Source organism: Ruegeria sp. BG9 (genome assembly GCF_056538305.1).
Map to the genome: position 1 here is coordinate 75119 of NZ_JBQFSY010000005.1, position 19369 is coordinate 94487.

General features: G+C 55.2%; 19 protein-coding genes. 14 read left to right on the plus strand and 5 right to left on the minus strand.

Going from position 1 to position 19369, the window contains the following annotated elements:
* Positions 1–268: 268 nt before the first annotated feature.
* The 3 genes from ACR0I8_RS09930 to ACR0I8_RS09940 are packed head-to-tail and all read right to left on the minus strand — an operon-like array spanning position 269 to position 2754.
* On the minus strand, positions 269–1432 hold the full coding sequence (locus ACR0I8_RS09930) for a saccharopine dehydrogenase NADP-binding domain-containing protein (RefSeq protein WP_170690222.1): 1164 nt from the start codon (positions 1430–1432) through the stop codon (positions 269–271).
* Positions 1429–2130: a DUF4166 domain-containing protein gene (locus tag ACR0I8_RS09935; RefSeq protein ID WP_480703101.1), complete on the minus strand. Its 702-nt coding sequence runs from the start codon at positions 2128–2130 to the stop codon at positions 1429–1431. Before ACR0I8_RS09935 ends, ACR0I8_RS09930 begins: the two co-directional genes overlap by 4 nt.
* A 42-nt stretch (positions 2131–2172) precedes the next feature.
* Entirely contained in the window at positions 2173–2754 is a 582-nt protein-coding gene (locus tag ACR0I8_RS09940; RefSeq protein WP_480703103.1) for a GbsR/MarR family transcriptional regulator, read from the minus strand.
* Positions 2755–3282: 528 nt separating this feature from the next.
* Here ACR0I8_RS09940 and ACR0I8_RS09945 point away from each other — a divergent pair.
* From ACR0I8_RS09945 to ACR0I8_RS09960, 4 genes are read left to right on the plus strand one after another with little or no spacing between them, the layout of a single operon-like run.
* Complete coding sequence (locus ACR0I8_RS09945; RefSeq protein WP_170690225.1) at positions 3283–3624, plus strand: copper resistance CopC family protein; 342 nt, start codon at positions 3283–3285, stop codon at positions 3622–3624.
* A gap of 2 nt (positions 3625–3626) precedes the next feature.
* On the plus strand, positions 3627–4493 hold the full coding sequence (locus ACR0I8_RS09950) for a CopD family protein (RefSeq protein ID WP_170690227.1): 867 nt from the start codon (positions 3627–3629) through the stop codon (positions 4491–4493).
* 8 nt (positions 4494–4501) lie between these two features.
* Complete coding sequence (locus ACR0I8_RS09955; RefSeq protein ID WP_170690229.1) at positions 4502–5812, plus strand: multicopper oxidase family protein; 1311 nt, start codon at positions 4502–4504, stop codon at positions 5810–5812.
* Complete coding sequence (locus ACR0I8_RS09960) at positions 5809–6240, plus strand: cytochrome c (RefSeq protein ID WP_170377010.1); 432 nt, start codon at positions 5809–5811, stop codon at positions 6238–6240. Before ACR0I8_RS09955 ends, ACR0I8_RS09960 begins: the two co-directional genes overlap by 4 nt.
* A gap of 109 nt (positions 6241–6349) precedes the next feature.
* On the opposite strand, the gene ACR0I8_RS09965 is transcribed toward ACR0I8_RS09960, so the two are convergent.
* A complete protein-coding gene (locus ACR0I8_RS09965) occupies positions 6350–7315 on the minus strand; it encodes a LysR family transcriptional regulator (protein ID WP_170690231.1) in 966 nt (321 codons plus the stop codon).
* A gap of 194 nt (positions 7316–7509) precedes the next feature.
* On the opposite strand from ACR0I8_RS09965, the gene cuyA reads away from it, so the two are divergent.
* The 9 genes from cuyA (at position 7510) to ACR0I8_RS10010 (ending at position 16885) form a co-directional block, all read left to right on the plus strand.
* Entirely contained in the window at positions 7510–8523 is a 1014-nt protein-coding gene (gene cuyA / locus ACR0I8_RS09970; protein ID WP_480525153.1) for a D-cysteate sulfo-lyase, read from the plus strand.
* A gap of 31 nt (positions 8524–8554) precedes the next feature.
* A complete protein-coding gene (locus tag ACR0I8_RS09975) occupies positions 8555–9514 on the plus strand; it encodes an ABC transporter substrate-binding protein (RefSeq protein ID WP_170377011.1) in 960 nt (319 codons plus the stop codon).
* Between the two features lie 69 nt (positions 9515–9583).
* Positions 9584–10639 (plus strand): betaine/proline/choline family ABC transporter ATP-binding protein, encoded by a 1056-nt coding sequence (locus tag ACR0I8_RS09980; RefSeq protein WP_170690232.1) that lies wholly within the window; start codon positions 9584–9586, stop codon positions 10637–10639.
* On the plus strand, positions 10636–12180 hold the full coding sequence (locus tag ACR0I8_RS09985; RefSeq protein WP_170377015.1) for an ABC transporter permease subunit: 1545 nt from the start codon (positions 10636–10638) through the stop codon (positions 12178–12180). Before ACR0I8_RS09980 ends, ACR0I8_RS09985 begins: the two co-directional genes overlap by 4 nt.
* Complete coding sequence (locus ACR0I8_RS09990) at positions 12177–12899, plus strand: alpha/beta fold hydrolase (protein ID WP_170690234.1); 723 nt, start codon at positions 12177–12179, stop codon at positions 12897–12899. The genes ACR0I8_RS09985 and ACR0I8_RS09990 overlap by 4 nt, the downstream gene beginning before the upstream one ends.
* 699 nt (positions 12900–13598) lie before the next feature.
* Positions 13599–13901, plus strand: a complete 303-nt coding sequence (locus ACR0I8_RS09995; RefSeq protein ID WP_170690236.1) for an SH3 domain-containing protein — start codon at positions 13599–13601, stop codon at positions 13899–13901.
* Between the two features lie 240 nt (positions 13902–14141).
* Positions 14142–14396 carry a hypothetical protein gene (locus tag ACR0I8_RS10000; protein ID WP_480703106.1) on the plus strand — a complete coding sequence of 85 codons (255 nt, stop codon included), beginning with the start codon at positions 14142–14144 and terminating at the stop codon, positions 14394–14396.
* A gap of 84 nt (positions 14397–14480) precedes the next feature.
* A complete protein-coding gene (locus ACR0I8_RS10005) occupies positions 14481–14678 on the plus strand; it encodes a hypothetical protein (RefSeq protein ID WP_170690240.1) in 198 nt (65 codons plus the stop codon).
* A 293-nt stretch (positions 14679–14971) separates the two neighbouring features.
* Positions 14972–16885: an adenylate/guanylate cyclase domain-containing protein gene (locus ACR0I8_RS10010; RefSeq protein ID WP_170690242.1), complete on the plus strand. Its 1914-nt coding sequence runs from the start codon at positions 14972–14974 to the stop codon at positions 16883–16885.
* Positions 16886–16924: 39 nt separating this feature from the next.
* Here the strand turns inward: ACR0I8_RS10010 and ACR0I8_RS10015 are convergent, their stop codons facing one another.
* Positions 16925–18559: a winged helix-turn-helix domain-containing protein gene (locus ACR0I8_RS10015; RefSeq protein ID WP_170690244.1), complete on the minus strand. Its 1635-nt coding sequence runs from the start codon at positions 18557–18559 to the stop codon at positions 16925–16927.
* 167 nt (positions 18560–18726) lie between these two features.
* On the opposite strand from ACR0I8_RS10015, the gene ACR0I8_RS10020 reads away from it, so the two are divergent.
* Positions 18727–19143: a hypothetical protein gene (locus tag ACR0I8_RS10020; RefSeq protein ID WP_170377030.1), complete on the plus strand. Its 417-nt coding sequence runs from the start codon at positions 18727–18729 to the stop codon at positions 19141–19143.
* The last annotated feature ends 226 nt before the right edge of the window (positions 19144–19369 follow it).

The following is a 19369-nucleotide window of genomic DNA, read 5'->3' on the forward strand; positions in this document are numbered from 1 at the left end:
GTGGACCTGGAAAACGGGTTTTTTCGCAAAGTCTGGAGCGGCCGAAATCATCCATTTCTTAGACCCGAACCTCAAGAAACTCGAGCAACTGGTTGTGTTATGATCCAAAACTCTTGGAAATACGACAACAGGCCAATCTCAAAACCATTTAAAAACAAATATTAAGCCGAACTCTGTCGTGGCTGTTCAGACTTCGAGCTCCAGCTGCAACTCATCTCGCAACCCGCGGAAAATACATTCTTGGCACTCTCAGCCGTTCGGCGCGGGGTTATCGTTGGGCGGTACTTTGGCACATCTGATTTCTAAGGGTACGACTTATGGTTCCGACCGTCTCTTCAGTGTCTCTCGGATCTAGGTGTTCGAACACCTCGGTGCGAAGCTGCAAATCTTCCATCGCGTGTTCAACCACGGGCCGCCGAACCTCGTTCAGGCACGGACGCGCACCGGTCTTGATGTTTGGCAACTCTCTTAGGATCGTGCGGCACATGATCCCGGGCACAAACGGACCGTGACCCACTTCGGCGATCAGCCGCCACTTGCGAGTTACGCCTCGTCCGTTGCATTTGCCAGAAACACTCACCTCCATGCCTCCACGGTCGCTCCCAAAGGGATAGAGCGCTTGCGAAAGCATGTAGAGTGAAAAATAGGCCCATTCTGGTAATTCGAGCCTCGCGTGTTGCCTCAGCTGCGCCAGCAGACGGAGAGCCCCGTTCATCACCGGCAGTTCAAGGCCAGCGCGGAAGGTTACGGTCCGAGCGCCAGTCAGGTCTGGAAGAAGCGCGATGTCGGGAACGTTGACGCTGTATCCAGCGCGGATCAAACCCGGCTCCAGTTCATACAGTTTGCGATCCGTCCATCCGATGGTCGTCCGCCAGGCACCATCACGCCATTGTTGATATGGACGCCCGACGCCACTCACGATGCTCTTGATAACGGACATGCCACGCGGTGCCCGGTTGCCGGGTAGGATTGCAATGTCGATCGTGTCAACGTCTTCCAGACCTTTGATCAGGTTTGCGACGATACACGAGGACAGGCCGGGCACGCTGGACGCGCCCGACAACGCGAAAACACCGGCCTTCTTGGCATCGGTGTTCAAGGTTGCAATGCCTTGTGTGAAGGTCGCACTATCCGACAGGTCAAGGTAGTGGCAGCGATTGGCGATGCAAAGCCTTGGGATCGCATAAGGGTCGCCGCGATAGTGCTGGAACGGTCCTGCGGCATCAATAACAACGTCCGGTTTCTGATCAAACAGCGCCTCGGGTGCTGCGCTGACATCTAGTTTTAAGGTCTGCGCATTCAGGTCCTGAGCCAGAGCGCGGCCCTTTTCGGGATGCCGTCCAACCAACCAGAGCTTGTGTCCGTCCCGCGCTAGCAAGCGGGCAGTTAGAGATCCGAAGACGCCGTACCCCCCTATGATCACGACCTTCATGACCTGATGCTCCGAATTATTTCCGCATCGCGGAAGGTGGCGTCCTGCCAGATCAACGCGCCAAACAACGGATGTGTCAGTTCCAGGGTGAATCGGAAATATCCACCACTAAGCTCTTCGTGGCCGACTACCAGACGCCCTGGGCATACCCATCGCGGAAAAGACAGCCGTCTTTGTCCCAGTTTCAGAAAATACCGGTCACTGACGAAGTAGAGGCCGGTCTGTGTGCTTTTGAGTCTGAGCGAGATGCCGATCCCAAAGCCGATATATTCCTCCAACCCGGTTGGTCCGGCAAAGCGTTTGGAACTGCCAACCATTTGCGGAAACCCTTTGGCCCGGCCATATTGCCGAACCCAAAATTGACCGTCCGTTGCCGCATCTTCTGTAACTGTCACCACGGCGGAGCGACCGACCGAGGTGCGATCGAAAGGCAACGGTGCACCGATAACTCGCAGGACAATGGCGAAAGCGCGTCCAATGAAGTTCATCTGCATGTGGGCTGCGCGCCCCTGATAGGCAAGGCTGGCATCACCCAGCAGCCGTTTGCTGAATCTGCGTCGGATTGCTTTGGGTAAACGGGCCCATGCCGTAGCCCCCAGTAGGTTTTTGAACCGGTCGTCCTGGTCGCAGGCTTTATTGAATTGCGGTTGAATTGGTTCTGTTCCAAGCGCGGTCGAGGTTTCCTGCATTTCGAGCATTCTGTTGTTTCCGACATAAGAGAAATTGAGGGTTAAAATTTTTTAGCGGCTCTTTTTGCCTCCGGTAAGGCTGAGCAGGGAAACAACCTTGGTTCCCATTTTCATCAACATCATCAGCTTCGGACGGGGCACTGTCAGCATGTCGCGGAACCATGTGTCGGCCGTTGTTAGGAACTCTTGCATATCATGCATCCGCTGCAGCGTGATTGGGTCCAACCCGCTTTCGGTTTCAGCTTGGGCAACGCATGCGCGCAGAGCCTGCGTTGCGGGATCAATCTCGCGCTCTTTGCGTCCCTGAGCGATACGGAGCCCCATCTCCCAAACATCTACCTCGGCCTCGTAATGTTCGCGCCGATCACCCGGTACAGGTACGCGACGGATGAGCCGCCAGCTCACCAATTCCTTTAGTGAATTGGACACATTGGATCGGGCAATGCCCAAAGACTCAGCAATCTGTTCCGCATTGAGGGGTCGGGAGCTGAGGTATAAAAGCGCGTGTATTTGTGCCACGGAACGATTGACACCCCACTGGTTCCCCATGTCGCCCCAATACAGGATGAACTGGCTTGCAGCATTTGATTTCGTTATGTCGATAGTTTCTGTCATGACAGAAATATCAGGCATAAAGCCCTGAAAATCAAGAGCACGATTGGAATTTCAAACAATAAAGCTAAGTGGAATGGGAGCTGAAGCGTCAAATATGAGATAAAATACTGGCTGAAAACGGTTTTTCATGAGCGCTTTGATTTGGGCCGTCCGCTTGATCTCAACAATAACTTTGCATGCGCCCAGATCGGTGCATTGCCCTTTTCGGCTTTACATCAAGTCGCGCGTAACAAGAAAGCGTAGTAAGACGCTAAGTTGGGGGGGTCGGAAAGAGGGTTTTTTAGAATAAGGCGAGAACAGAAACGCTGCCACCTGTTCTCCGATTGGTGAACTTACGCGTATTCAAAATTTTCGAGTGCAGGTCGTGCTCGCAAATTTGGGCGTACTCGCAGCATTTGTTTTCACTTGAAGTGTTTGATTTAGGCCGCGAGCAACGGCTTAGCGACACGCCTCTGGTGAAGGCCTGACCCTTGCTGAAGTGACTCTGGTCATCGACAACATCCGCAGAATACAGTGTGCCAATCGAATAAACTGAGGAACCTACCAATGAAAATGCTCCCCATATTTGCATTGATTTCCACGCTTGCCACAAGCGCTTTTGCCCATTCGAAAGTGGACACCACCACACCCGAAGACGGCGCGACAGTTACTGAGGTGCCCTCTGAGATCAGCTTTAATTTCACGGATGATATTCGCCTGACAAAGGTTAACATGATCCATCAGGATGCGCATGCCGTCACGCTCGACTTGGGAGACCAGACAAGTTTTGGCCGCGCGTTCGCGCTCCCGCTTCAAGGTATGGGTGAAGGCATCTATCGAATTGAATGGCGGGGCTTGGGTGTGGACGGGCATGCCATGCAGGGTGAATTCACATTTACAGTGGACTGAGTATGCCCGATATCTGGGGAATAGGCGCAATACTGTCCAAACTGATACTCTATGTCGGTATTGGCGGTTCGACTGGGCTTTTGATCACTCAGATTGCTTTCACCGACCTTTTGTCGCCTCTCAGCGATAGGGTGCGTCTGCAGGTTGTGCTGTTGGCGGCGCTTGCGCTTGTTGCCTCTGTCCTAGGGTTCATGCTGCTTGGCGCTGCCCTGACGGGTGGGGCCGATGGGATGATCGATCCTGAAATGCTCGGTCTGTTGTGGCAGACATCGGTTGGCGACGTTCTCGTCTATCGGATCACTGGAGCCATACTAATCCTCGCCGGAGTGTTTATTCCCTTTGTTGGGCAATGGATCGCCCTCGCGGGTGGATTGCTTGCTTTGTGGTCCTTTGCTCAGGTTGGGCATATTCCTGAATTGGAACCAATAGGTGTTCGCTTGCTCTTGCTCTTGCACCTTTTAGGGGTCGCGTTTTGGATCGGCATCCTCGGACCGTTGCGCACCCTTTCGCTACGGCAAGAATATCTGAGCGACGCAGCCAAGTTGGGCCATCGATTTGGCCAGGCGGCTTCGATTGTTGTCCCTGCTATGTTTTTGGCAGGGCTAATAATGGCTTGGATGTTGTTGGGCGATGTGAGGGCGCTGACGACTACCGGGTACGGTCAAACCCTTCTGATCAAAATTGCATTTGTAGGAGTGGTCCTGACGTTGGCGGCCGTAAACAAACTCCGCTTCGTTCCAGCCATGCAAGCAGGGGACGATAAGGCGGCGCGTCATCTAGCGCGCTCGATTGAAATCGAAACTACGGTCATACTGATGGTGCTTGTCGCCACCGCGACGCTCACCAGCGTTCTGACCCTACCGAATTGAGGCATTCTATGAAAAGGCGAGACTTCCTGTTCACAACATGCGCGGCGGCACTGGCACCGCGCATCGCTCTTGCATCAGCGCCCTTTGAACTGGTCGCACAGCCGGTCAATGCGCAAATTCTGCCCGAAGGTGATCCGGCAACTCCGATGCTTGGCTTTAATGGCAGTACGCCCGGTCCGGTGCTTCGCGCCCGTCAGGGTGATACATTTGATATTCGGTTCCTGAATCAGATTGGTGAAGGTTCTGCCGTCCATTGGCACGGGCTGCGCATCGACAATTCGATGGATGGCGTGCCGGGGATGACCCAAGACGTTGTCGAGAAGGGTGCTGAGTTCGAATACAGCTTTCGAGCACCCGATGCTGGCACGTTCTGGTATCACTCCCACAACCGATCCTGGGAACAGGTCGCCAGAGGTCTCTACGGGCCGCTGATCGTTGAGGAGCTAACCCCACCCGATGTGGATCACGATCTTATTGTTATGATTGACGACTGGCGCATCACCGAAGACGGAGCGCTTGTCGACGGCTTTGAGAACAGGCACGACCAGGCGCATCAAGGGCGGTTGGGGAACTATGCCCGCGCGCTTGTCGAACCGAGTACGCCGGTCCGGCTCGGTGATCGCGTGCGCTTGCGGTTGATCAATGTCGCAACAGACCGGATATTTCCAATTGAGCTTGAAGGCATCGACGGCAAAATCGTTGCGTTCGACGGCATGCCACTGCCGGACCCGCAAGAGGTTTCAAACCTTATTCTCTCACCGGCTCAACGCTTAGATATCATTGCTGACGTAACATCAGCTGATCACATCGCCTTTGTTTTCCCAACGCGCGACGATCCTTACCTGTTGGGTGAAATTCCGGTCGAAGGGGTAAACACCACGCGGCAACCGTCCGCGATTCCCACGTTGCCACCAAACGAGCGGAAGCAGCCGGATCTGGACAATGCGTTGGACCTGTCGCTCACCATGCAAGGCGGGGCGATGAGCCGTCCCGCAAGCACGCAAACTGACATTTGGGCATTCAACGGACAATCTGGCCTATCGGATACGCCGCTCCACAAGTTTGAACGTGGCCAAACGGCGCGCATAAGTCTGGTGAACGACACCCGTTTCCCGCATGGCATCCATCTGCACGGGCATCATTTCTTTGAAGTCGGGGCGGGCAGCAGCTTAGGCGCTTTCCGGGATACGGCGCTGATCAATCCTGGTGAGACCCGCGAAATCGTTTGCGTGTTCGACAATCCCGGTAAATGGCTGTTGCACTGTCACATGCTAGGGCATCAGGCGGCTGGCATGAAAACATGGGTGGAAGTCGTATGAAACGCTTGCTGGTACTGGCTCTATGTGGCGTTGCGAGCGAAGCAATTGCCAGCCACGAAATGGAAGACCGAGATTTGACTAATGGGCGTGTTCTTTACGGCGAACACTGCGCGTCCTGCCATGGCATCAATCTGGAAGGACAGCCAAATTGGCAGACTCCTGATGACAATGGTGTTCTGCCTGCACCACCGCATGACGAGACAGGGCACACTTGGCACCATGATAACCAGCTTCTCTTTGAGTACACACGACTTGGTGGCGAAGCAGCGTTAGCCGTGCGCGGGGTCACTGGCTTTGAAAGCGGCATGCCGGGATTTAGTGATGAACTCACCAACACTGAGATTTGGGATATTCTGGCTTATATCAGGTCAACTTGGCCCGATCGCGTTCAGGAAATGCAAGCGAGTCGCAATCCGCCGCACAATTGAGGAAGACGGTCTTCTGTGCGCTGCCAGGGAGTAGGGCCGTCCACATCCAAGACTGGTCCGTTTGCTGCCAAGACGCCAAAGGGTTACGGCTTCATTTCGAAGGGTTCCGTCACTCAAAATTCGGTTCCAACGGATTGTCTTGACCTCTGGCCAGAGCGGGCATTTTGTCCACTCTAGACTTTGAAGACGGCTTGTTTGTCCAGAAATCAAGCAACGTTTTCGCTATCTCGGTCTGGTGGTGGGCGTAGACCACCACGTCGAGCTTTTCCTGACCCAATTGGTTGCGTAGGGATATCAACTCGCCGCTTTCAATTTCCTTGTGCACCATGCTGAACGGCAGCCAACCAACACCGAGACCGTTCAGGATCATTTCCTTTGCTCCACTTGAAAAAGCCGTCTGGCAAACGGGGTTTTTGCTAAAATCGGCGGTTCCGAAAGGGAGTTTGCTCTTGTTCAACGCTTCGCCGAAGTAGCTGTTTTCGGGATAGACGATGGCCGGCGTATCCAAAGGCACGTCACCGTTTCCGCGCACTGCATAGCGCAATCCGCCACCGATGACTGGAATGAGGTAGTCGTGACCCCAAGTGCCGCGACGAATGCCTGCTCCGAACGGCATTGGGGCGACGGTTTGCGCCTCGTAGCATAGCAGCATGTTGGTATCGCCACGCAGGAACAGAGTGACACAATCGTTCAGATTGGCAGTTCTGAGACGAAACCGAAGCCCCTTGAACGCGGCACGTGCACGCAATGCCATATCAGGGAAGGTGGAGACCACCGACGCATGTGTTGCGGCGATTGTAACAATCGAAACGGTGGGACCATGTTGCGCAATTTTTGTGCGCAGGTCATTTAGCCTTGCGATCAAAGAGCGGATTTCGGCTTCGTTCGAGGCCAGTGCGGGACTGATCTCGACCCGGTTCGATTTGCGATCGAGAACTTCAATCCCCAGCCACTCCTCAAAACTGCGAATACGCCTTGAGAACGCGGGTTGCGTGATGTTTCTGCGGGCCGCGGCCCGTGTCATGTTCCGCTCCTCCAGAAGGGCCAGAACATCGTCAAACCACAGCATATTCATCCGCACCTCCAACGCACCCAAAGAAAATGTATGGGCAGCCTGCGAAATATGCACTGTTTTTATTCTTTTTCTTTTGAAACTGTTTGGCTGTAGGCAAAAGCAGGGAGAGTGTGGTGGCTGAGACAATTCAGATGACCGGCGGTGACGCGATGGTCGCGCCGGAGATGGTTTTGAGCTTGTGCAAGGAGCTATCGCTGACGCTGGCGAAATTTCCCCGGGTATCGCTTGGTCATCTTCCTACGCCTTTGGAGCCGATGGATCGCCTGAGCGAGGTTTTGGGTGGCCCGCGTTTATGGGTCAAACGGGATGATTGCACCGGCCTCTCGTCGGGTGGGAACAAGACCCGTAAGCTAGAATTTCTGATGGCTGACGCAGTCCAGAAAGGTGCAGATACCATCATCACGCAGGGGGCGACGCAATCTAATCACGCGCGCCAAACAGCGGCGGCGGCCGCAAAACTTGGCCTTGCGTGCCATATCCTGCTTGAGGATCGTACGGGTTCCAATGATCCGAACTATATTCTGAATGGAAATGTCCTGTTGGATCGTTTGCATGGCGCCAGCGTCGCCAAGCGTCCCGGTGGTGCGGACATGAATGCCGAGATGGAAGCCTGCGCCGCGCAGATGAAGACAGAAGGCAAAACCCCTTACATCATTCCCGGCGGTGGATCGAACCCGATCGGGGCTTTGGGCTACGTGAATTGCGCGCGCGAGTTATGCGAACAGGCCGCCCATGCCGGCTTAAAAATCGACGCGCTGGTCCATGCGACCGGCAGCTCGGGCACACAAGCCGGATTGGTCGCCGGTCTTGCAGCACTTGAAAGTGACATTCACCTTTTGGGCATCGGCGTGCGGGCCCCACAAGACAAACAGGAAGGCATGGTACATGATCTGGCCGTGCGTACTGTCGACTATATGGAGACGGACACGCCCATTGCGCGAGAAAATGTGCGCGCAAACTGCGACTACGTCGGTGCAGGATATGGTCTTCCCACCAAAGGGATGATTGACGCGCTCAAGCTGTTGGCCCGTACCGAAGGGCTTTTGTTCGACCCGGTCTATTCGGGCAAAGGGTTGGATGGTCTCATCGACCAAACCCGCAAAGGCTATTTCGATGGGATGGACAATGTCGTCTTTCTGCACACCGGCGGAAGCGCAGCACTGTTTGGCTATCCCGAAACCTTTGAACTTCCTGGCTACGTGGCCTGAAATCTACAACAAACCAACAAGGAGATATCAAATGAAACTAAAAAAATACTTGATCAGCGCGGCTTTGGTTTCAGCTCTCGGCGCGCCACTCGCCGCTGAAGAGGTTAAGATCGGCGTTCCCACTTGGACAGGCGCACAGGCTATTGCCCATGTCTTGGGTGAGATCGTGACCACCCGCATTGGCGGCACGGTGGAGTATGTGCCCGGTAACAACGCCACGATTTTTCAAGCGATGGATCAGGGTAAGGGTGATATCGATGTGCACCCTGATGTATGGCTGCCTAATCAGGAAGCATTCACCAAGCAATATGTTGATGGGGCTGGCACCGTAACGTTGTCATCGAACCCCTATCAGGGCAATCAGGGTTTCTGCGTCTCCAAAGACTTTGCAGCAGAGATGAATATCACCGACATCGCGGACCTTGGACGCCCTGATGTGGCGGCCGCGATGGACAGCGATGGCAATGGCAAGGGTGAGATGTGGATCGGCGCACCCGGCTGGGCTTCGGCCAATGTGAACGAGGTGAAAGTCCGCGATTATGGCCTGTTGGACTTTATTGATCCAATCCGTGCCGAGGAAGCTGTGAAGACAGCGCGCATCAAGGACAGTATCGCCAAAAAAGAAGGATATGCCTTTTACTGCTATGAGCCGCATGCCGTCTGGTACATGTTTGACGTGGTGATGCTGACCGAACCGACTTATGACCCTGAAAAATACGTGATGGTGCAGCCCTCCGACGACCCTGACTGGTACAACAAGTCCATGGTGGCCAGTAAGGACGCTCTGAAGGAAGTTCAGATCGCCTGGTCCAACTCGCTTGGGGATCGCTCACCGGCGATTGCGGAATTCTTCGCGAACTTCTCCCTAACCGCCGATGACGTGAGCTCGCTGGCCTTCGAGATCAGTGCCAATGGGCGCGATGCTGAGGAAGTTGCGGCCGAGTGGGTTAACGCCAATTCCGAGCGCGTAGATGCGATGCTGGGTCTCTGAGCCAGACCAATAGACAACGGGCAGCACCTAGCGGTGCCGCCCCACTTAAAGGCACGCACGGGTGGGCGGATGAGCGACGAGACTGTAATCGAAATTTCCAATATCTGGAAAATCTTCGGGGTAAAACCAGAGGCCGCTCTGGAAGCCATTCGTGCGCGGGGGCTGACCAAGGCTGAAGTCCTTGCTGAATTCAACGCGGTGGTGGGCGTGGCCGATGTCAGCCTCAACGTCAATCGCGGTGAGATCTTTTGTATCATGGGCCTATCAGGGAGCGGCAAATCCACACTCGTGCGCCATTTCAATCGCCTGCTCGAACCGACGGCGGGCAAGATCGAGATCGAGGGCACGGACGTCATGGCGCTCGGCACAAAGGAGCTTCAGGCTTTCCGCAACCGGAAAATCGGCATGGTGTTCCAGAATTTTGCTCTGATGCCCCACCGTTCGGTCCTCGACAACGTGGCAATGCCGCTGGAAATCCGCCAGGTCGCCAAAAACGAGCGTATGCGGCAGGCGGCCGCCATTCTCGACATTGTCGAACTGGGGGCGTGGGGGTCGAAATTCGCTCACGAACTCTCTGGTGGTATGCAGCAGCGTGTGGGGCTTGCCCGTGCGCTCGCGGCCAATCCTGATGTTCTATTGATGGATGAGCCATTCTCCGCACTTGATCCCCTGATCCGGCGGCAGTTGCAGGATGAGTTCATCCGGCTGTCCAAAATCCTTAAGAAGACCACGATCTTCATCACCCACGACCTTGATGAGGCCGTTCGCATTGGAGACCGGATCGCGATCATGCGTGACGGCAAGATGGTGCAGATCGGCTCGGCTGAGGACATTGTCATGCATCCCGCTGATGACTACGTCGCTGATTTCGTAGCCGGGATATCGCGCTTGAAGGTGGTGCATGCTCATGCGGCGATGCAGCCCTTGGACAGCTATCTCGCTACGCACGGCCCACTGCCTGCTGACATTGATCGGGTGGACCACAATGAGACGCTTTCAGCTTTGATTACGCGAGCCATCGACGACGAACGGCCGGTTCTGGTTTCCGAAGGCGGCGAGGACAAAGGTGTCATCACTCGCGCAGATTTATTGCGCACCGTGATTGAAGGGACGGAAATGTCATGAGCGAAGATCTTGGTGTGAACCCCCTTGAAGACACAGAAAGCGAAGCCGCGCAGGCCTATGCCGAGGAACGCCGCGAGAATATCCGAACCTTTGTGCGCACAAGCCCCGATTACTACATCCGCAACTTCGACAAGATCGGGGCGTCCGCGCGCTTTACGGCAACCTTCAATGTGATGGCCGGGCTCTTTGGTCCGATCTGGTTCGGTGCACGCGGACTTTGGTCCTGGGCATTGGCCTTTCTTGTAGTCGAGGCGATCGGCTTTGTGCAGATCGCGCGGGGCTTATTCGGAGATCTGGGAGCAGACGCGCTGGCCCGTGTGACCTCGATCGAAGGTACGCTCGATTTGCGCTACCAGCAGCTTGCGGCCGCCCAAGAGAGCGGCTCGGATCGAGCCGCAGCCATCCAGCGCCAGATCGAAGGGTTGGAGGCCAATATTGAGGGCTTCCGCGCCGAGGCAGAGTTGCTCGCCGCGCAAGGGCCGTCGATTGCGCTCACCGGTGTTGCCATCTTGCTTGTGGCCAAGCTCATACAGGCTGTGGCCGCCAACTGGGCGCTGGAGGCACGGTTTTCTGACTGGCTATCGGACCGCACCATTCGCTCTGGCATGCCGGTCAGTCAGATTGTCTTCAGCGCGGGTTTCATGATCCTGTTAGTCGCGACCGCAATGATCCACTACAGCTTCCCGGGCCGTTTTTCATTTCTTAGCGAATTTCCGACAGATAACTCAATTCGCCTGGCCAGTATTGACAGCGTAGAGGCATTTATCGCCTGGTGCGTCGCCAACAGTGTGGCGTTCTTTGACGGTCTCACCGCAGCTATTCGCTGGTTGCTGGATGCCATGGAGGTGGCGTTGGTTCAGACTCCTTGGATCGTGGTGGCCGCGCTGATCGTTCTGTTGACCTGGCTCACGGCTGGCTTGCGTATGGCTATTTGGTCAGGTGCCTTTCTGGCCTATATGGGCCTTCTCGGCTTTTGGGAAAAAGCTATGACGACGTTAGCGCTTCTCGGCACTGCGGCGCTGCTTTCCATCGTGATTGGCATTCCTTTGGGCATGTTCTCTGCGCGTCGACCGCGCTTCTACGCGGTCATCCAACCGATCATGGATTTCATGCAGACCATGCCTGCTTTTGTCTTCATGGTGCCTGTGATTGCCTTTTTCGGGGTTGGTAAACCAGCGGCAGTCATTGTCACTATGATCTTCGGTGGGACACCCGTGGTACGCCTTACCGTTTTGGGCCTGCGTGGTGTGCCTGAAAGCGTACGTGAAGCCGCGATCAGTTTTGGCGCCAATAAGTGGTACCTTCTCACCAAGGTCGATCTTCCGCTCGCCAGCCCCTCCATTCGCGCAGGCATCAACCAGACAATCATGCTGTCGCTGGCCATGGTCGTGGTGGCCTCGCTTATTGGCGCGAAAGGGCTGGGTGAAGACGTTCTCGAGGCGCTGCAATACGCCAACGTGGGCCAGGGTATCCTCGCAGGCTTTGCCATTCTCTTCTGCGCGATGATCCTTGACCGGATCGTTCAAGGTCAGCGAAAGTGACCCCCCTTGTCCTTGTTCATGGTTTCATGGGGGGCAGCGCACAATGGGATGGATGTCGCGATACCCTGCAGCAGCATGCTGATGTGATTGCCGTCGACCTGCCCGGGTTCGGAGCAAATGCCCATCTGCCGCCAATCGACAGCATCGGCGGATATGCGGAATGGGTCGTCTGGCACCTCCGCGGCCTTGGAGTGGAGGAGTATCATCTGCTGGGTCACTCCATGGGCGGCATGATCGCTCAGGAAATTACCTTGCGCGACCCTGAAAGGATTAAACGCCTGGTGCTTTACGCAACTGGTGCCATCGGTGTTTTACCAGGGCGGTTCGAGACCATTGAACTGAGTAAAAAGCGCGCTGCGGAAGACGGCGCGGCTGCCACAGCACGCCGGATCGCAGCAACTTGGTTTCTGGATCGCGAAGCTGCACCCGGATATGAGCACTGCGCCGCGATTGCCGCTCAAACCACGCTGCCGGCTCTGGAGGCGGGCTTAGACGCGATGCAAGTTTGGTCAGGAGAACAGAACCTCCCCCAAATCCAGCAAGAGACCCTCGTCCTTTGGGGCGACAAAGATCGGACATATCCATGGAGCCAAACCAATATGCTCTGGGAGGCGATCCCAAATACATCGCTTGCTGTCGTACCGGCCTGCGCACACGCTCTCCATGCGGAGAAATCCGAACTTTTTCAACGCCTTGTATCCGACTTTTTGGATAGCTGAGGTGTGCAGCCGACTCTTTCAATGGCAGGGGTCGAGCCGAAGGCAACTTTGTTTGCGCAATCTGAAACCGAGCTGCCCTCAGATTTGCTCATGCGGCGAATGATGGCGAAGCGCCTGTGAAAATGGCTCGGCCAAAGTTAGTCAGAGCCGATCATCCGTTTGTCTTACATTCACCTCTCGACCGAGGCGCGAGTACCGTCAGAAATCGCAAATCGGACGGGTATCTAGATCTTGCTTAACAATACTGACGCCCGCGCATTGGCATGGCCAAAGGCTTACAAAACCTTGTGCCATAGGATGTTTGCTTGGCACCCGGGAAAACCATTCTAAATCAACGAGAAAGGATCAAACAGAAGGCAATCGAAATCAGACGCCTTCTTCACCACAAGTCCGGTGCAAGATAAGTCCGACCAGTTGAACCAAATCCTCTCTTCGATCAAAGAGCCATTTGTCCGAAAATCGCTGAGGGCGGACAGAACGGACGAATACAACCCAAATAGGTTCTGGAAGAGTGAAGCCGAAGACTGGGTGCCAGAGGAGCACCGGCAGGCCGACCAAACCTTTTGGCAACATGATCTGTCAACTAGCCTTAACAAACTCTGAATCTTGTTTAACTTGCTAGAGCTGTTGCTGGGAGTTGTTCCGCTTGTCGATCGGGCTCGCTAAGATAGGGTCTGAGGAAACAGGCAGGAAAAACCAATGCGCAGCACAATCTTCATCACCCTGGTGGCATTTGTTCTCGGGATACTTGTGACAACTGACTCTGCTACGGCGGCCTCTCTGGGGCGATACGAGGTATATGGTGTCGAAGAGGGTGACATGTTGAAGATGAGGGCTGGGCCGGGGACGGGCTATATAGTAATCGTTGGCCTTCCAAATGGAACCGCCGTGCGGGTTCACAGTTGTGAGCAAACCGGAAGCACCCGTTGGTGTCGTGTGTCGCTAGATCGCGTGCGTCAGCTCAAGGGATATGTCTCTTGGGCCTATTTGCGAAAGATATAATGTGACCAATCCAAAGGACGCAGTTTGTTCGCAGCTTCGACAGAAAATTATCTTCGCTGTGGGGCTAGTCGGTGACTACGTTTTTTAGTCGATTTAACCATCACATTCGCTGGATCAGTCGCGGCCCTGCTGAAATTACGTGCTTTTGACGGGTAGAGGAGTCGGCCGCTCGAAAGCCTGTCTCTCTGATCGGATCTGACCTACGACGTTCCGCTGCTGACCTTGCCGGCGATCTGGCATATGCGGACCGGGGCGTACATGCCGCAAATGGAGTTGATGGCGGTTGCCACACGGCATAGCGTTTCGATTGGCGAGCAGTTCGACAGAGCCTATGACATGCACCGGTTCTGGACGGATGCACGGGCATTAGACGGCGTCGAAGGTTACGCTATCGCGTTTGAAGACGGCCAAAGGCTGAAAATCAATGCCTACGCCTATGTCATACGTCACAAAGCGCTTGCCGGATCGGCGCATGAAAAGAACCTGTTGGCCTGAGACGTCAAAGGTGCGCTGGGCGCTGTCTTAACGCTTTTGGCACCAGACACCGCCGTGCAGGTTCAACCCTACCATGACGATGTCATGAGGTCGGTCGATGTACACACTGGCGCGATTGATGCCTTCTTGTCGGAGCACTGGGATTTCGCTCGGAAAGAGTTCGCACTGAAGGCCAAGGCAGCGCTTGATCCGCGGTTGAAATCGGTCAATCTCCTGGCGCTGGACGGGATGCCGCCCAGTAGAAGCTTGCTGGAGATCTTCGAACGGGCATCAAGTTCTTAGAACAAAGCTCAGGCGATCCGGCCTCTGTTTGGGGTGCAGTGGCCGCTGATCAATACGCCTGAATAAGAGTGGGGAGGGCTATGCGCAATGCCCTCGTCAGCAATGCTGGGAGCATATGGAACGAAATCGAGGGGTCGGAAAGTTGAATTTGGTTGCGGGTGCAGAGAGTAGGAGACGTCAAGGCAAAGCTTAAATTTAGCCTGTGCCATTGCAGCCAAATTAGTTGGATTGCCAGAAGAGCATGCACTGTCGAGATTTCGTGACATCCGTTAGACTGCGAGCAGGAGGGTTCCATGCAGCGCCGACTCGCCGCGATCATGGCTGCCGATGTCGTTGGGTATTCGTCGTTGATGGGCAGCGACGAGGCAGGGGTATTGTCCGCTCTCAAAGCTCTGCGTTCAGAGATTTTTGATCCCGCAATCGCAAGACATCACGGGCGCCTCGTCAAGGTGATGGGGGATGGTGCCCTTGTCGCATTTGCTTCGGTTGTCGATGCCGTAACCTGTGGCGTCGAGATCCAGCGGGCAATGGCTGAGGCTACTCCGACCCTGGCCAACGGATCGCAGTTGCGGCTTCGGATCGGTGTAAACCTCGGTGATGTCATGATCGCTGATGGTGACCTCTATGGTGACGGGGTGAATATTGCCTCCCGCATTGAAGGTCTGGCTGACCCGGGTGGCGTCGCGGTGTCTGAGAGTGTCGCACGTCAGGCAATGGGCAAGGTAGATGCCGAATTTGAGGATCTCGGCCTGAAAAACCTGAAAAACATCGCTGAACCGGTTCGGGTTTTCCGCGTCATGTCCGGCAGAGCGCCCGCATCCAAACGGCGATCAAACAAGCTTCCAGTGATGACCAGCGCATCCACGCTGGTTGGTCTGGGCGTTATAGGCTTGTTCACGTGGTGGATCGGCTTTGATCACGAGCCGCTCGATGCCATGACCTTTGATGAAGCTGCTCTGCTGGCAGAACCAACAGGTCCGACCGTTGCGGTTCTTCCATTTCAAAACCTAAGCAATACGGACGCCCGTGATTTATTGGCTGTTGGCATTGGCGAAGACATCATCGTTGAGCTAGGGAGTTACCAGGACCTCAACGTACTGTCCCGTCAATCCACCCATTCCGTTGGGCCGGACGAAAGTGACCCGCGCAGTATCCGGCAGAAGTTCGGCGCTGACTATGTGCTGGAAGGTTCTGTCCGCCAGGTTGCAGATCGGCTGCGCTTGACGGCGCGACTGATAGACACAAGCTCGGGGCTCCAGGTCTGGTCGGACGCATATGACGAAAGCCTCACGACTTCAAATATTCTAGACGTTCAACTTAGCATTACCGAAAAAGTAGCCTCGGCTGTGGGTGACGCGGGTGGGGCGATCAAGCGCATTCACGCTGGTCATGCGCGTGCGAAACCTCCGGAACACCTCTCGTCGTATGAATGTTCGCTGCTGCGCGTTGGTTTTCTGAACCGGCGAGATATGCAAGAGCGCGTCCGCGGCTGTATCCTGCGGGTCGTCGAAGACGAACCCGAGTATTGGCGCGGGTGGGCGCAATTGGCCGAGGCACTGCTGACCGATGTGAAGCTATTTACCGGGCTGTATCCAGGGACACAGGATGAGAAAATCCAACGCGCGGAAGAGGCGGCTCGGAACGCGGTGTCGCTGAACCCGTATTCTGCGCGCTCTCACTTCCTTCTGTCGCTTGTGCTTCAGATTCAGCGCGATCTTGACGGTTTCTTCTCGTCTGCTGAAACGGCGCTGGCATTGGGGACAGATCGGTATCTGCAAGGGCAAATTGGTTATGAATTCATATGGTCTGGGCGTCTGGATTTGGGCGCTGCTCTTGTTGAGAATGCAATCGCGCTTGACCCCAATGCTGCAGACCCGAACTGGTATCAGTCACTGGCCGAGTATCATTTCCTGAATGGAGATTATGAAACAGCGCTGAGCACCTATCGCAAGGGGGCACAGCCGGACATTTGGTGGTCGGTCTCAATCGAAGTCGCAATTCTGGCTGAACTGGGTCCGCGCGACGTCGCCATTGCCGCACGGGACAGGCTGAACAAAATCCGTCCGGGGATAAAAATTGCTGACATCGTCTGGATGTACCGGCGCTTTGCGCGCCCGGATGTGCACATCCTGCCGTTCGTTGAAGCCTACAGAGCTGTGGACATGCCCGAGGGACAGTTTGCCCCGCTTCAGGAGAGTGCAGGCTGAACGACACTGCGCGGTAAGGCTAAGGGTTGCGCTGAATTCTTATTCGGGCACGCCCGCCTTTTGCAAACTTGCCAACCAGATCCGCCGGTTTTCTGGATGGTTCTTCGATCCTGCGAATTGCCTGCGCATCGCTGAGATTGACAGTTTGGGGTTAATCTCAAGCGCATCGTTGACAGCCTCTTGGGCATCGTCTTGCCTGCCAATCTCGGCAAGAGTGGCCGCGCTCAACAGGTGATGAAACAGTCGCCAAGTATTACTTGTTGCCACCGCGCCTAACTGCCGGGCTGCGTCCAGCGCTTCTTCGTAGCGTTCCAGGTGAAACAGGATATGACCCTGGTAGAAGTACATGTTTTGCAACATCGGATCGCGTGGACTTAGCCGGATTGCCATCTCTATCTCGGGCAGGGCAAGGTCCTGCATACGGAACCAGTCATAAGTGTGCGCCAATTCCAGCCGGATACGCGCGTCATTGGGATTGAGCGCGACAGCGCGTTCGAGATTTGCGATGGCTGGATCGGCCTCTCCGGTAAATCGGTAAATATAACCAAGAGCCGCATGTGCCTGCGCGTCCTGATCGTCCAGTTCAATTGCCCGTTTCGCCGCCTCAGTCGCGGCAATCAACGTGTCTTGAGGGTTATCTGACCATTGAAAGAAGAATATCGTTCCCAGCGCGCGGGCCAACAGGCTGTGTGCTGCCGCGAATTCCGGATCGGCTGCGATGGCGGACTGCGCAAACGTCACCGCGTCCTGCTGGGCCACTTGCGAAAACACGGCCTGCCGCGCCCGACCGCGTAAATACAGGTCCCATGCACCCATGTCCTCGGTCGGTTTTTCCTGCGATCGTTCTTCGCCGGACTGATATATCTCAGGCAACAACTGACCCGCGATGGCTCGACTGATCTCGTCCTGAACGTCAAAGACATCCGTTACTTGACGATCAAAAACCTCGGCCCAGATGGTTTCGGCGCTGTCGACATCAATGAGTTCTCCGCTGATGCGCATCTGACCATCGGCGCGGCGGACGCTGCCGCGGACAACATAGCCAACCCCCAGGTCGCGTGCGATTTCGATCGGGGTTGCCTGATCCTTCGCGTAAGAGAACATCGTCGCGCTGGACACAACGAAGAGTTCCCGGTTCCGCGACAGATGCGCGATCAGGTCGTCGGTGAGACCATCGACGAAATACTGTCCCGTTCTTTCGTCCCCGATATTGTCAAACTGCACAACGGCCAAAGAGGGTTTCCCGGTGTCCGGCAATCGCTCCCGGTCGGCAAATATGGAGAGCGACAGCAAAGCGATTGCCAAAGCCAACAGAACGCCCGCAACAAGAACGCCGCGTTTGGGAGCTTGAGTAATGCGCTCAGGCGGCTCATCCGATGTAACCGGGGCCACAAATTGGAACCCACGCTTTGGAAAGGTCTTGATGTAGTCTGAGCTTGCCGCAGTATCGCCCAAGGCTTTGCGCACGGATCGAATGCGTGTGTTCAACGCGGCATCCGTGATCGCTGCGCCGCCCCAAATCTCATCAATGATCTCTTGCTTGCCAACAATCCTGTCTCGGTTCCTGACAAGAAATTCCAGCAATTGCAGGGCCTGAGGTTCCAAAGCAACCGGTTCGCCACTGCGGTTCAATCCCTGTGTCGGATCAAGTTGGAACTCCAAGAAACGGTACATACTGAAACCTACACTCCGCCATGTCCTTGGCTCAACGAAGTTTGCGGATTGTCAGATGAATGTCAGAAAAAATCAGCTTCCGATCAAGCACGGCGCGTTCTCCGGGCGTAGCGTTTTTCGGGGGTTCGCGCTCCGTAGCATCCCCTAAAGCAACTAGGAGAAATGATATGGCACAACTAAAAACATTTTGCATGACGGCCGCGTTCGCTCTGGCGGGCAGCACTGCATTCGCTGAAACGGATCTTGAGGCGGCATTGAATAGCGGCGCCGAACGCCTCAACGCCGATCAGATCGCAGAGCTATTGATCGGAAACACTGTCACAGCCACATCCGGAGAGAAGAGATTTCGCTTTTTCTATGACCCGAACAATGTCGTGAGCGGAGAGCTTACGAACGGTGGCTGGAGCGGTGCTGGCGCATTTGCCATCACCGATACAGATAAGGTTTGCGTTTCCATGGTTGCCGACAATGGGCGCTATCGCTGTATGACAGTGCTGCGTTTAGGGGACTCGGTCCAGAAGTTCAGCGCGGACGGACAGCGAACTTTCGAGCTGCACAGCTTTGTACCGTCTACCGGCCTCTGAGTATTGGTTTCAAAATGGTTCTGACCCTGGACCTGCCAATTTTCTGATTGAGGAAAAATGGCAGCCGCAAGTATCATGGGCCTATTCTCCAAGCACAATGAATGCCCGCATTCAACGGATATGGTTTATCATAGTTCAAACACCTCAAGCGTCAGCTTTGGGCCTAAATCTGCTTGCGGAGTGCAAATATTTGTTTCGGCAGGTTTGCCCATTGCTTCGCGTCCTC